This is a genomic window from Flavobacterium sp. 1355, assembly GCF_017833415.1.
Classification (GTDB): domain Bacteria; phylum Bacteroidota; class Bacteroidia; order Flavobacteriales; family Flavobacteriaceae; genus Flavobacterium.
Map to the genome: position 1 here is coordinate 167,976 of NZ_JAFICC010000006.1, position 14,203 is coordinate 182,178.

Annotated in this window: 15 protein-coding genes and 1 tRNA gene; 6 read left to right on the forward strand and 10 right to left on the reverse strand. The window is 34.7% G+C overall.

Going from position 1 to position 14,203, the window contains the following annotated elements; translation table 11 throughout:
- The first annotated feature begins 404 nt into the window (after positions 1-404).
- Positions 405-581: a hypothetical protein gene (locus JOD96_RS09495; protein ID WP_209564041.1), complete on the forward strand. Its 177-nt coding sequence runs from the start codon at positions 405-407 to the stop codon at positions 579-581.
- 58 nt (positions 582-639) lie between these two features.
- Here JOD96_RS09495 and JOD96_RS09500 read toward each other — a convergent pair.
- Positions 640-713: transfer RNA gene (locus JOD96_RS09500), tRNA-Ala, on the reverse strand.
- Positions 714-894: 181 nt separating this feature from the next.
- On the opposite strand from JOD96_RS09500, the gene JOD96_RS09505 reads away from it, so the two are divergent.
- From JOD96_RS09505 to JOD96_RS09515, 3 genes are all read left to right on the forward strand, one after another.
- On the forward strand, positions 895-1,659 hold the full coding sequence (locus JOD96_RS09505) for an enoyl-CoA hydratase/isomerase family protein (protein ID WP_209564042.1): 765 nt from the start codon (positions 895-897) through the stop codon (positions 1,657-1,659).
- Between the two features lie 134 nt (positions 1,660-1,793).
- Complete coding sequence (locus tag JOD96_RS09510) at positions 1,794-2,246, forward strand: 6-pyruvoyl trahydropterin synthase family protein (protein ID WP_209564043.1); 453 nt, start codon at positions 1,794-1,796, stop codon at positions 2,244-2,246.
- A gap of 99 nt (positions 2,247-2,345) precedes the next feature.
- Positions 2,346-3,089 (forward strand): UDP-2,3-diacylglucosamine diphosphatase, encoded by a 744-nt coding sequence (locus tag JOD96_RS09515; RefSeq protein WP_209564044.1) that lies wholly within the window; start codon positions 2,346-2,348, stop codon positions 3,087-3,089.
- 7 nt (positions 3,090-3,096) lie between these two features.
- On the opposite strand, the gene JOD96_RS09520 is transcribed toward JOD96_RS09515, so the two are convergent.
- From JOD96_RS09520 to JOD96_RS09555, 8 genes are all read right to left on the reverse strand, one after another.
- Positions 3,097-4,305: a cytochrome c3 family protein gene (locus JOD96_RS09520; RefSeq protein WP_209564045.1), complete on the reverse strand. Its 1,209-nt coding sequence runs from the start codon at positions 4,303-4,305 to the stop codon at positions 3,097-3,099.
- 83 nt (positions 4,306-4,388) lie between these two features.
- Positions 4,389-4,745 carry a hypothetical protein gene (locus tag JOD96_RS09525; protein WP_209564046.1) on the reverse strand — a complete coding sequence of 119 codons (357 nt, stop codon included), beginning with the start codon at positions 4,743-4,745 and terminating at the stop codon, positions 4,389-4,391.
- 220 nt (positions 4,746-4,965) lie between these two features.
- Positions 4,966-5,886, reverse strand: a complete 921-nt coding sequence (locus JOD96_RS09530; protein WP_209564047.1) for an alpha/beta fold hydrolase — start codon at positions 5,884-5,886, stop codon at positions 4,966-4,968.
- Positions 5,887-7,170 (reverse strand): MFS transporter, encoded by a 1,284-nt coding sequence (locus JOD96_RS09535; RefSeq protein ID WP_209564048.1) that lies wholly within the window; start codon positions 7,168-7,170, stop codon positions 5,887-5,889.
- Positions 7,157-8,860, reverse strand: coding sequence for a single-stranded-DNA-specific exonuclease RecJ (recJ, locus tag JOD96_RS09540; protein WP_209564049.1), 1,704 nt, complete (start codon positions 8,858-8,860; stop codon positions 7,157-7,159). Before recJ ends, JOD96_RS09535 begins: the two co-directional genes overlap by 14 nt.
- Positions 8,861-8,979: 119 nt before the next feature.
- A complete protein-coding gene (locus tag JOD96_RS09545; RefSeq protein ID WP_209564050.1) occupies positions 8,980-9,324 on the reverse strand; it encodes a HopJ type III effector protein in 345 nt (114 codons plus the stop codon).
- An 87-nt stretch (positions 9,325-9,411) separates the two neighbouring features.
- Complete coding sequence (gene rsmI, locus JOD96_RS09550; protein WP_209564051.1) at positions 9,412-10,131, reverse strand: 16S rRNA (cytidine(1402)-2'-O)-methyltransferase; 720 nt, start codon at positions 10,129-10,131, stop codon at positions 9,412-9,414.
- 102 nt (positions 10,132-10,233) lie between these two features.
- Positions 10,234-11,244, reverse strand: coding sequence for a hypothetical protein (locus JOD96_RS09555; RefSeq protein WP_209564052.1), 1,011 nt, complete (start codon positions 11,242-11,244; stop codon positions 10,234-10,236).
- Positions 11,245-11,483: 239 nt separating this feature from the next.
- Between JOD96_RS09555 and JOD96_RS09560 the strand changes: the two genes are divergently transcribed.
- Together JOD96_RS09560 and JOD96_RS09565 are read left to right on the forward strand one after the other, a co-directional pair.
- A complete protein-coding gene (locus JOD96_RS09560) occupies positions 11,484-12,074 on the forward strand; it encodes a thymidine kinase (protein WP_209564053.1) in 591 nt (196 codons plus the stop codon).
- A 43-nt stretch (positions 12,075-12,117) separates the two neighbouring features.
- A complete protein-coding gene (locus JOD96_RS09565) occupies positions 12,118-12,555 on the forward strand; it encodes a hypothetical protein (protein WP_209564054.1) in 438 nt (145 codons plus the stop codon).
- A 152-nt stretch (positions 12,556-12,707) separates the two neighbouring features.
- Here the strand turns inward: JOD96_RS09565 and rpoN are convergent, their stop codons facing one another.
- Positions 12,708-14,168: an RNA polymerase factor sigma-54 gene (gene rpoN / locus JOD96_RS09570; protein WP_209564055.1), complete on the reverse strand. Its 1,461-nt coding sequence runs from the start codon at positions 14,166-14,168 to the stop codon at positions 12,708-12,710.
- Positions 14,169-14,203 lie beyond the last annotated feature (35 nt).

The window sequence follows — 14,203 nt, forward strand, 5'->3', positions numbered from 1 at the left end:
ATTGAATACCTCTAAAATTTACGTTTATTAAAAATATAAATTTTAATTGGGTTCTACTAAAAGTTGGGGGAGAAATAACTTATGGAAGATTAAAAGCGAAAGGGTAAGTTTAAAATAAAAAAAGCCGTAATTTTAATTACAGCTTAAAAGAATTGTTTTTATGAATGTTGTGTCTTATAATTTCAGTGTACTAATTCAGAAATATTTAAAAATGAAACTAAATTCAAGAAAACTTTTTGGGTGCAAAAGAAATAAAAGACGCTATGAGATTTAGCTGTCAGCAGGTTTTATAATGTCAAAATAAGGTATTTTTTGTTTGTTCGTTCAGGAAGAAAAATAACTCTTAACCTTTTGATAATGTGTATAAATATCAAAAACGTTATTTTTAATATAAAATTAAAGTTATGGATATCAATTGGGGAATATTAGGGGTTGTGGCAGTGATTGTTTTGATAATAGTTGTGATTACAATTCGAAAAAATCAGCGTGAAAAAGAGAAACTGACCGATTTATTGAATAATGATTTCAAGAAAGAAAATGAGGACGAGATTAATGCTGAGGATTCGGCTAATGAGAAATAGTAAAAGTCAAATGTAAAAAAGAAACCCTTGTAAATTAGTTTACAAGGGTTTTGTATTGTGGAGAATACCGGATTCGAACCGGTCACCCCTTGCCTGCCAGGCAAGTACTCTAGCCAAATGAGCTAATCCCCCTTTTTTTTAGTTATGAAGTTCGAACCGTCACCATCCCGATCAATCGGGATACTCTAGCCAAATGAGCTAATCCCCCATAACTGACAGCAAATTAAGTCAATTAATTTTCAAAAAACAAATTTCAAATCGCATTGCGGGAAAATATTTTACAAAATCGTAACTTTACGATTAAAATTATTTTATGAGTTCAGAAAACCCGAAAGGATCTTTAGAAACTACTATTCAAAATGCTATTGCAACAGTTCAGTTTGGTCATCCGGCCAGCAATTCTTTTCCAAGAGAATTACTGGACCGCCTTACTTTAGAAATCAATTCGTTAAGCAGAAACGAAACAATTTCTGTGATTGTTTTGCAAAGTGAAGGCAATAAGGCTTTTTGTTCGGGAGCTTCGTTTGATGAGCTGCTTGCTGTTGAAAATGAAGAACAGGGAACAGAATTTTTCTCAGGATTTGCGCATTTGCTTAATGCAATGAGAAACTGTTCTAAAATTATAATAGGCCGCGTGCAGGGAAAAGCTGTTGGGGGCGGTGTCGGAATTATTGCCACTTGCGATTATGTGTTTGCCACTCCGCAAAGCGATGTAAAATTGTCTGAGCTTGCAATTGGGATTGGGCCTTTTGTTATCGAACCGGCGGTTTCGCGTAAAATTGGTAAAACAGCTATGACAGAAATGACATTAGCAGCACAGGACTGGAAATCGGCAGAATGGGCTTTGCAAAAAGGGCTTTATTCTGTTTTGAGCGATGCCAATAATTTAGATAATGACGTTCAGAATTTTGCTAAAAAATTAAGTTCATATAATCCCGAAGGATTGTACGAAATGAAGAAGATTATCTGGGAAGGAACAGAACAATGGGAATCGATACTTTTTGAAAGAGCTGCCATTACAGGTAAATTAGTGTTATCTGATTTTGCAAGAGAGGCTTTGATGCAGTTTAAGAAGTAAAAAAAGGAATCCAAATATTTAAATTCCAAATACCAATATGAACTCATAGTATTGGAATTTGGGATTTTTCTTTATTTGGAATTTATTATTTAAACGGTTATTAATTTGTAAATTTGCAACCTAAATTTCAATCGATGAGTAAAATCAGAATTACAAAACAATTTAATTTCGAAACCGGGCACGCTTTGTACGGCTACGACGGAAAATGTAAAAACGTTCACGGGCATAGTTATAAATTATCGGTAACGGTTATTGGTTCGCCAATTACAGATCGGAATAATGTAAAATTTGGAATGGTAATTGATTTTTCGGATTTGAAGAAAATTGTTAAAGAAGAAATTGTAGATCAGTTTGATCACGCAACGGTTTTTAATGAAACAACTCCACATATCGAATTGGCCAATGAACTGAAAAATCGTGGTCACCATGTTATCTTAGTAGATTATCAGCCAACAAGCGAAAATATGGTGGTTGATTTTGCCGAAAGAATTGTAGCACGCCTTCCTGATGGAATTTCACTTTTCTCACTTAAACTACAGGAAACAGAATCTTCGTTTGCAGAATGGTATGCAAGTGATAATCAGTAAAAAAAAAGTTAGATGTAAATGTTGAAAGTTACACGTCGTAACGTACAACTCCTAACTAATAACTCTTAACTTCCTAATGCATAACTCTTAACTCCTCCCATGAAAAAAGTATATTTTGCTTCAGATCAACATTTTGGTGCTCCAACTTCTGAGTTGAGTTTTCCGCGCGAACAAAAATTTGTTGCCTGGCTTGATGAGGTAAAAGCAGATGCAGAAGCAATCTTTTTATTGGGTGATTTATTTGATTTTTGGTTTGAATATAAAACGGTTGTTCCAAAAGGGTTTGTTCGTGTTTTGGGCAAACTGGCTGAGATTCGCGATAGCGGAATTCCGATATATTTTTTTGTTGGAAATCACGATCTGTGGATGAATGATTATTTTGAAACAGAATTGAATATTCCGGTTTATCATGATAATAAGGAATTTACTTTTAACGGAAAAACCTTTTTAATAGGGCACGGTGACGGAAAAGGGCCGGGTGACAAAGGGTATAAAAGAATGAAAAAGGTATTTACGAATCCGTTTTCAAAATGGCTCTTTCGTTGGCTTCATCCGGATGTTGGTGTTCGTTTGGCACAATATCTTTCGGTAAAAAATAAATTGATTTCGGGGGACGAAGATGTAAAATTCTTAGGAGAAGAAAATGAGTGGCTGGTTCTGTATGCCAAACGTAAACTCGAAACCAAACATTATAATTACTTTATTTTTGGGCACCGCCATTTACCAATGATTATTCCTGTCGGGAATCATTCAGAATATGTAAATCTTGGTGACTGGATTGGTTACTTTACTTACGGTGTCTTTGATGGCGAAACTTTTGAACTTAAAAAATTCGAAAAATAGTTGCTTTTTATTTTGTCGGATAAATTGCGATTTTGTGTGTTCTCAAAATATAATTTGACAATTGTTTACTATCAGAAAGCTGAAATTTAATCGCACCCGATGATTTTTTCGGCATATGACATTCTACACAATTATTGGCCAATAAACTTCCCGACATTGTTTTAAGTGTTTTCTCAGAATGCTTTATACCAGTTTGATGACAACTCATGCAAATTTTAGAATAAGAAGTTAAGTTTTTAGAAGCATTTTCGTGTGGATTGTGGCACGTAATGCAATCCATTTTTTCGCTATTGACAAAACATTTGCTTTGTGCCATCAAACGGAATTGATTTCCATGAACATCAAAAGTTGTTGTGTCCGTTATGCTTCTTGTACTTCTGTAAAATTCTGAAAGATTATCCCCAGGTTTAAAATCAAAACGCGATTTCATTTTCATTCCGTCATTTCCACCATGGCAAAGCGCACAGGCGTCTAATTTTTGTTGTCTGCTTAAATTTTTAAAACTAGTGATGCTATTGGCAACTTTTACATTTGGATTCTTAAGATGAAACTCGGCGTGTTTTTTAGCCGGACCATGGCAGCGTTCACAATCAATTCCATAAACTATAGTTTTAGGATCAATTATATCTTCAACATCCATTGATATAAAATTTCTTTCAGCAGAATTTTGCTCAACACTGCGGCTGCTGGCATTTGAAGCGTGGCAAGAATAGCAATCTTTAACCACCATTCTGTCAAAATAAGGTTTGTCAGCAGGAAAACCCGGACTTGTTGCCCAGCCTTTTATGGAGTGGTAATAGGATATTGGCAATTCGTAAGTGTTACTGTAGCGCCAGAAAACAGAAGTTTGGGCATGTTTAATTCCAAATACAATGTCAAATGAATGGGCTTCAACTTCTTTTCCGTTTTTATACAAAACCTGGTACAGACTGTCGTTGCGTTTTTCTATAGCTAACTTGGTATTTTTATCATAAATGAAAATGTGATTTCCTTTATCGAAATCTCCTAAAACATTTCCTGGAATGGCGGGAGCAGTTGCTTTGAAGTGGGAACTTTTTAAAGCCATGTCATATTGTGTCTGATGACATTGAATGCAGCTTTCAGAACCTGCATAATCAGTCCCTCGTGGGTCGATATATTCATCAGATTTATTGGTACAGTTTGTTAGGAGAACTGCCAAAAAAGCGATCACAAATAGAAATCCGGTTTTTTTCATTAAGGTAAATATACTTTTTTTAGTGTAAATCTAAAATATATTTATATAATGAAAAGTTAGTGTTAAATAATTTAGAATGCTTCTTAGTTTAATCCTGCGCCGTAAACATATTCATCTAATTCAATTCTGAATATTGAACCTTCTATCAAATCCTTAATAGATTTTAATTCTGTCATAGAAACGGCTAAATCAATTTGAGGGCAAGGTGTTTTTAATAGAAATTTATGGCAGGAATATTTTAATTCACACGCTTCACAGCATGCATTTTCTATCATACTGTCTTCTATCAAATCACAAAACTGAATCAATTCCTGAACAGTAAAATAAAAACCGGTTTCTTTAAAAACCAACTGTACTTTTTCAGATATAACTTCTTTTCCATTTTTCCAGTAAAAGGCTATCCCTAAATTGTTATGATATATTTGTTCAATTTCTCTCATTGTATATCTTTATATTTCAACAAATATAATTATTATTTATATTAGTTCTAAATAAAAAGATAATAAAAACAGTTAAAAAATTGGCGATTTGGATCGATGGTATAAGGTAAATTGCGAACGTAATATTGCATGAATTTAATTTTGCTTATATCATTACGTTATTGTAAAATTATAATTAACTGTAAATAAACACATTGCTGTTAACAGAGTGAAGTTTGTATCAATTTTTGCCAACCCAGTTTTTAAAATTAGAAATAAACACATTTTGTTGGTCTACAAACAAATAATGCGAGCAATTCTCAATAAATGCAAAATGATTTTCTTCAACTAAATTTCTCATTGAATCAATTTGTGCCGACGAAAAAATTCTGTCATCTTTTCCATAAATTGCAAAAACAGGAACGCCTTTGGCTTTTATATTTTTTAAAAAAGGCCTGCTGTCAATGTTGTTTAGTTTTTCATTTTTATAAAAAACAAGCGGAGCATTTTTATTTCGAATATTGGTTTTAAAAAACTCGCTTGCTTCATAATGAGCATATAATTTTTTTGAATCTTCAGTAGGATTAGGCATTTTAAAATAACCATTTTCACCTGCTAAATCATAACATCCTTTTCTGTACTCAGCTGATTTTTTATTTAAATTCTCTACAGCACTTATTTTGTTTAGCTGTTGGTGATTATTAACGTATTTTGCTTTTAAGGAATTTAAAATATGATCATAAGTTTCCTGTTGCGAAAATAAGGCACCACCCAAAACTAAAGCACTAACATTCTGTGGATATTTTTCAGTATAAAGTGTTGCAACCAATCCTCCAAAACTATGGCCGATAAGGACTGCTTTCTTTAAGTGATGTTTTTTATAAATCGAGTTTAGATCCAGAAAAGCTTCCTGATAGGTAAATTTTGCGTCAGGATCTACAGATCGACCTTCGCCTCTTCTGTCATAAGCAATAACATAAAAACCTTCGTCGGCCAGATTTTGAGCTGTCGTCCCTTCAAATAAAGTGGCATTACCGCTTGGACCACCGTGAATAAAAATTACAGGTTTATTCTTTTCGTTTCCGTATGTTTTGATGTAAAGGTTTTGTCCATTTACGAAAAGGGACATTACTAAAAATAAACAAAGAAAAAAAGATTTCATTTATTCCAATTTGCTATGATCTTCCATATCTTTATGAAGATCTAAATTCCTAAAAGTTGGCGATTTTAATGCTGTCACTATAACGGTCAAAAGTGTAATGCTTCCTCCAAAAACAACTGAAGTTACAGCTCCCATTAATTTGGCAGTAGCACCGCTTTCAAAAGCACCTAATTCATTAGAAGATCCAACAAAAATTGAATTTACAGCACCAACACGCCCGCGCATATGATCAGGAGTTTTAAGCTGCAGTATAGTTTGGCGAATCACTACAGAAATTCCGTCCGCAAGTCCGCTTAAAAATAAAGCGAAAACAGAAAGCCAGAAGGACGTAGAAAGTCCAAATAAGATGATGGATAATCCAAAAACAAATATGGCTACCAAAAGTTTCTTTCCTGCATTTTTGTACAAAGGCACATAAGCAGAAACGAGCATCGTAATAAATGCCCCTACAGCAGGAGCAGCTCTTAATATTCCAAAACCTTCAGAACCTACTTTTAAAATGTCTTGTGCAAATACAGGTAATAACGCTACCGCACCTCCAAAAAGTACAGCAATCATATCAAGCGACAAAGCACCTAAAACAATTTGGTTTTTAAATACAAAAGTCAAACCTTCTGTAAGACTATCTTTTATTGATTCTCCGATTTTTGGATTTATGATTGGTTTTTTACTGATTTGCGACAAAGCAATTAAGGAAAGAAGTGAGAATCCGAATACGATACACATTGACCAGTGAACACCCATCCAGTTGATTGAAAAACCCGCCAGCGCAGGTCCCATAACAGCCCCAATCTGCCAAACCGAACTGCTCCAGGTTGCAGCATTTGGATATACTTTTTTAGGAATAATCAGTGATAGAAGAGAGAAGATAGTTGGCCCAAGAAAAGCACGGACCAATCCGCCAAAAAACACTAATGTATAAATTGAATATAAAATTACAGTTGAAGACCAGCCGCTGACCACTTTAGGCCAGGTCAATAAAAATAATCCAAAACTGATTACTGAAAATCCTAAAATACATTTTATCAATAATCCTTTTTTCTCTTTTTGGTCTACAATATGTCCGGCAAATAAAGCCATTGAAACGGCAGGAATAACTTCCATTAACCCAATAATTCCCAACGAAAGCGGATTTTTGGTTAAACTGTAAACCTCCCATTCAATTACAATAAACTGCATTGACCAGGCAAAAACCATTGCAAAACGCAATAATAAAAATACGTTGAATTCTTTATAACGCAGTGCCTGATACGGATCGCGCTTGTTTGATTTAATCTCTTCCATTTGTTCTAATGTCTTTCAGCATAAGCTGTGTTGAAACAGTTCCGTTCCATTCATTTTCGCCAATAGTATAAGCGAGCTGAAACAGATTTTGATTTTTTGCTATGTCTAATTTTTTTCCGAGCCCAAAGCCGATTGCGGCAATTCCTTCGGAGTTGTTTTGCTTGACGAAAAGTCTTAAATGTTCTTCCTCAGCACCCAGAGTTTTCGCATAACCAGTGTCTTTTACATCAGAAGTCATAAAAACCGGTGTCATATTCTGAGGGCCAAAAGGTTCGAATTGTTTTAAAATCCGGATTAACTTTGGAGTTATATCATTGAAATTTATTTCTGCATCAATCTCAATTTCCGGAGTTCGCATTTCGGGCTGAATGGTTTGTTGTACACATTTCTCAAAAGCGTCTTTAAAAAGCTGATAATTTTCAGCTTTTAAAGTCATTCCCGCAGCATACATGTGACCGCCAAATTGTTCCAGATGTTCTGAACAGGCATCCAACGCATTGTAAACATCAAAACCTTTTACCGATCGGGCAGAAGCCGCGTATTTGTCACCGCTTTTGGTAAAAACCAAAGTAGGACGATAATAGGTTTCAATCAGTCTGGAAGCTACAATTCCAATTACACCTTTATGCCAGTCTTCCTGAAAAACAACAGTAGAAAAACGTTCTTCTTCATTATTTTGCAAAATTTGCTGAAAAGCTTCCTTGGTTATTCTTTTATCCAAATCTTTTCTGTCAGCATTATAATGTTCTATATCTGATGCAAATTGCTGTGCCTGTTCAAAATCAAACTCGGTCAATAACTCAACAGCATGGTTTCCGTGTTTTATTCTTCCGGCAGCATTTATTCTTGGGGAAATAATAAAAACAACATCGGAGATATCCAGAACTTTCTTTTTTACCTGATGTATCAAAGCTTTAATTCCAGGTCGTGGATCGCTGTTGATTACCTGTAATCCAAAATAGGCCAAAACCCTGTTTTCACCTGTCATAGGCACAATATCAGCTGCGATTGCCGTAGCTACCAAATCCAGATAAGAAACAAGATCTTTGATTGTTTCGTTCCGGTTTTTTCCTAAAGCCTGTATGAGTTTAAATCCTACACCACAGCCGCATAATTCATCATACGGATACGAACAATCTTCTCTTTTTGGATCTAAAATCGCAACTGCATCAGGAAGAAATTCTCCAGGACGGTGGTGATCGCAAATAATAAAATCAATATTTTTTTCTTTCGCGTAGGCGATATGATCGATAGATTTGATGCCACAGTCTAAAGCGATTATTAAAGAAAATCCATTGTCATCGGCAAAGTCAATTCCTTTAAAAGAAATTCCGTAGCCTTCATCATAACGATCCGGAATGTAAGTGGCAATATTTGGATAATGCGATTTTAAATAAGATGAAACAAGCGAAACAGCGGTGGTCCCGTCAACATCATAATCGCCAAAAACCAAAATATTTTCCTGATTTTCAATCGCCTGTTCTATTCGGGCAACCGCCTTATCCATATCTTTCATCAAATAAGGATCATGAAGATGCTCTAAAGAAGGCCGAAAGAAGTTTTTGGCGTCTTCAAAAGTTTCGATGCCACGCTGAATCAAAAGTGTTGCTACAAAATCTTCTACATTTAAGGCCTGCGCCAAATGTTTGACTTTATCTTCAGAAGGTTTTGGTTTTAATGTCCAACGCATTTTTTTATTGTAGATTTTAGTCCCGAAGCATCGGGATAGATTTTAGATTGAAGAATCAAAATCGTTTATCTGATATTTATTTTTTTTTAATCTGTGAAATCTGTGGCAAAATTTGTTTTTTACTTCAGCTCGAGCGCATTTCCTTCAAACTGAATTCCGTCCCAGCCTAAGTTGATGAAATTTCTAATGTTTTGGTGATTTGTTCCGTTTGGATCTTTTAAAACTTCTTCAAAATAAAAAGCTCCAAAGCAGGCTAAAGTTTCTTCTTTGCTTAAGTTTTGCAATTTGGCAAAAGAAAATAATTTACAAGAACCAGAATTTTCTCCGGCTGTATTGTGCTGTGTTCCATTCTGGAAAGCAGTTGGCGTAAAATTGTAATTTTCCTCAATTACTGCAATAGTTTCAGGAAATGTTATTTCGTTTGGAGTTTGTTTTACTTTTTCTAAAAAGGCTTGAATGCTCATAATTATTGGCTTAATTTTTTGCCACGAATTACAAATTTCCACTAATTAAATTCGTGCTAATTTGTGTAATTCGTGGCGAAAATATTTTTATTCTTCTTCATCCTTAGAAAATTTACTTTTCTTAGGTTCTTTTGTTATTGTTTTTCCGGCAACGACAACGACAATTTCGCCTCGTGGTGCTGTTTTTTCAAAATGTGCTAAAACTTCTTTTGCAGTTCCGCGTACATTTTCTTCGTGCATTTTTGATAATTCTCGTGAAACGCAAACTTGTCTGTCTTCTCCAAAATACTGAATAAATTCAGCTAGAGTTTTGACTAATTTATGCGGGGACACATACAAAATCATCGTTCTTGTTTCTTCGGCCAGAGCCAGAAAACGAGTCTGACGGCCTTTTTTATCAGGCAGAAAACCTTCAAAAACAAATTTGTCGTTTGGGAGTCCGCTGTTTACCAGAGCGGGAACAAAAGCTGTTGCGCCGGGAAGACACTCAACTTCGATTTTATTTTCGACACAGGCACGCGTCAATAAAAATCCGGGATCAGAAATGGCCGGAGTTCCTGCATCTGAAATTAAAGCAATAGTTTCGCCTGCCTTTAATCTTGAAATCAGATTTTCAGTTGTTTTATGCTCGTTATGCATATGATGACTGTGCATATGTGTGCCGATTTCAAAATGCTTAAGGAGTTTACCGCTCGTTCTGGTATCTTCGGCCAAAATCAAATCGACTTCTTTGAGAATCCGAATCGCACGAAAAGTCATGTCTTCAAGATTACCAATTGGCGTGGGAACTATATATAATTTGGACATATTTAATTTTAATATTAAACACAGATTTCACGAATTAGCACGAATATTTAAATGCTGAAAATTTCACGAAAACAAATTAGTGTAAATCTGTGAAATTTGTGTTTATGAGAATTTCTTCTCGATAATTCCCAGAAAACGCTCTGCATAATCGTCTTTTCCTTCCCAGTTATTATAATCCGGCTTTACCATATTTTCTATAAAATCTAGTGCTTCACTGTAAGAGCCAAAAGTTAATAATTGATTTAAAACACGGCTGTAATCTTCTGTACTGTTCCCAAAAAGATTTTTGGTAAAAGCAATTCTGTCATTCAGATCAATATGAAAACCTTTTGCTAATTTTTCGTTTAACGGAACTGTCTTTGGTTTTGCCGATTCAAAAATTGTATCAACAGGAACCTTTTTCTCATTAAGATCATTTATAGAGGATGATTTAGGGGGAACACTTTCAAAATCGTCTACTTTTACAAATTGAGCATCGACATAATTTACTCCCAAAATATCTTCAAAAGAAATATGTACAGCATCTGCTTTTGCAGGAGTTTCCACTTTTGGTTCTTCCTTTATTTCTTCCGTTTCTAATTCAAATGCAGGTTTAAAATCCGGAATCGGTTTCAAATCACTTGTTGTTCTAAACGAAAGTTCTTCTGCACTTTCTTTTTTCTCTTCTTCAATTGGCTCTTCTTTTTCTGTAGTAGTTGGTTGTGGCATCTCTTCTGCAAATGGTTCAGCAATAGTTTCTGCAACTGGTTCGGTAATTATTTCTTCGGGTGTTTCTTCAATAGCAACGGGATTCTCTTCAGCAACTTTCGGCTCCGAAACAGTTTCAGGCTCAATTACTGTTTTTTCAACTTCAACCGGAGTTATTTCGTCAGTTTCAATCTTAACCGGAACAATTTCCTCTTTATCAAAAATGGTTTCAATTTTAGATTCTACTTCACCACGTCCGATGGTTGGTTTTACTTCGTCGAAATTTTCATCAACAAATTTCAGTACCGCCAGTTTTTCATATAATTTCTGTGTTTCAAGATACAATTGATTGATATCGGATTTATTTTTAAGTTTTAAAATTCGATGAGCAATGCTGATTAAATCGGCTTCCAATTTTTTTTTCATAACTGTTGAAATTATAGTGAATACGGTGCTTTAGTATATTTGTGTTTTCGAATGTCTTAATTGTTGAAGTAAATTCGCGTAAATATTTTTTTATTTCTGTTAATAAGCGTTTGCGAATCTTCGATTTGATAAAATTTTTCTACTTTTGAAAAAACGTAAAAACAGTAATTTTTTGCGTCAAATTATTACTAGTACAAAGTAATAAAAACTATTCATCTTTAAAGGTAGAAAAATACAAAATGTTTCTCGAAAATACAGTAAATCACAAAGAACAATTTGGTTGGATTGAAGTTATTTGTGGATCAATGTTTTCGGGTAAAACCGAGGAGTTAATCCGCAGATTAAAACGTGCTCAATTCGCCAAACAAAAAGTCGAAATTTTTAAGCCTGCTATTGATACCCGCTATCATGACGAAATGGTGATATCACACGATGCCAACGAAATTCGCTCAACACCAGTTCCTGCAGCTGCCAATATTGCTATTTTAGCACAAGGCTGCGATGTAATCGGAATTGATGAAGCCCAGTTTTTTGATGATGAAATTGTTACCGTTTGCAATGATTTGGCCAATCAGGGAATTCGTGTCATTGTTGCAGGTTTAGATATGGACTTTAAAGGAAATCCCTTTGGGCCAATGCCGGCACTAATGGCAACTGCAGAATATGTGACCAAAGTTCATGCTGTTTGCACAAGAACAGGAAACCTCGCCAATTATAGTTTTAGAAAAACCGATAATGACAAATTGGTTATGCTTGGTGAAACCGAAGAATATGAGCCGTTGAGCCGTGCTGCATATTATAATGCGATGAAAAAAAATCAGGAAAAGTAATTTCCATTTAATTTCTAAATAATAGTTTTAGCTAAAATTTATCATGCAGGAAAAAAAAAGTAAAAGAAAACAGAATATTTGGTTATTAGTTACAATTGGGGCCGCATTGATTTTAGTTGGATTTATTCAATTTTATTTTTACAAAAATTTAGATGAGGTAAATTCTGAAATAACAGAATTAGTCGATAAATATAATAAAAACTGTCCTTTGACTATTCAGGAAGGAATTCGTTTAGACAGTGTAAGTTTGCCCGAAAAACAAGTTGCTCAGTATAATCTGACTTTAGTGAATGTAGTAAAAGAAACTGCTGAAGTTGATGTAATAAAGCAGGAAATAGAAAAAAGTCTGATAAGTACAGCAAAAGCGAATCCCGGGCTGCAGGTTTTTAGAGATAATGATTTTACTTTGGTTTACAGTTATAATGACAAAAAGAAAGTTTTTTTGTTTAAAGTAACAATTATGCCAGATCAGTATAAATAATTAGAAGATTCTATACATAAAAACCCGACAAGTTTAAAAATTTGTCGGGTTTGTTGTTTGTAGTCAAGGCATAAAAAAACCTAACAGATTTTCAAAACCTGTTAGGTTTGCTATTAGATATAAATAAACTTATTAGTCACAAAAAATAAAAATTAAATCTTCTTTCTCATTCTTGCCACCGGAATGTCTAGCTGCTCTCTGTATTTAGCAATAGTCCTTCTGGCAATCGGATATCCTTTTTCTTTTAAGATTTCGGCCAACTGATCGTCCGGAAGCGGTTTTCTTTTATCTTCTTCTTCAATAGTATTCTTAAGAATCTTTTTGATTTCTAAAGTCGAAACATCTTCTCCCTGATCATTTTTCATGGCTTCAGAGAAGAATTCTTTAATCAGTTTTGTTCCGTATGGCGTTTCAACATATTTGCTGTTGGCAACACGTGAAATAGTCGAAATATCCAAACCAACCATATCAGCAATGTCTTTTAAGATCATTGGTTTTAGCTTGGTTTCGTCGCCGTCTAAGAAAAATTCTTCCTGATAATGCATAATCGCATTCATTGTTACAAAAAGTGTTTCCTGACGCTGTCTTATCGCATCGATAAACCACTTTGCCGAATCCAGTTTTTGCTTTATAAACTGAACAGCATCTTTTTGTGCTGTCGATTTATCGCGAGAATCCTTATACGTTTGCATCATTTCCTGATAATCTTTAGAAACGTGCAGGGAAGGAGCATTTCTTCCGTTTAAAGTCAGTTCCAATTCGCCATCTACAATTCTGATCGCAAAATCCGGAACCACATTTTCTGTTACTTTATTGTTTCCCGTATAAGAGCCGCCTGGTTTTGGGTTTAGTCTTTCGATTTCATGAATCGCTTTTTTAAGCTGTTCGTTCGAAACCGCATATTTCTGTAAAAGTTTATCGTAATGTTTTTTCGTAAAAGCATCAAACTGGTTTTCGATAATATCAATCGCAAGATCAACATATTCGGTCGGTGTTTTGTGCTTTAACTGCAACAACAAACATTCCTGCAAATCGCGCGCTCCAACTCCCGAAGGTTCCAGTTCGTGAATGACATGAAGCATTTTTTCGACCATCTCTTCGTTAGTATAAATACCCTGAGTAAAAGCCATGTCGTCTACAATATCCGGAACGCTTCTGCGGATATAACCCATGTCGTCAATACTTCCGACAAGGAATTCGGCGATTTCGCGTTCTTCATCATTCAGAATGAAAGTATTCAGCTGATTAATTAAATCCTGATGAAAACTTATCGGAGAAGCAAAAGGAGTTTCACGCTCTTCTTCATCTCCGTAATTATTAACCTGTGTTTTGTAATCAGGAGTATCGTCGTCGCTTAAATATTCATCAATATTAATATCGTCTGCTTCAATTCTGTCCGATTCTGCATCATCATAATCATCGTAATCTTCATTTGCAAATTCATCTGCTTCGTATTCATCTTCTTTTCCAGCTTCAAGAGCCGGATTTTCGTTCATTTCTTCTAATAAACGTTGCTCAAAAGCTTGCGTAGGCAATTGAATTAGCTTCATCAGCTGAATTTGCTGTGGAGATAATTTTTGTGATAATTTTAAATTTAAAAATTGCTTTAGCATTTATTTTTGTTAAAAGTTTCAAGTTTCAGGTTTCA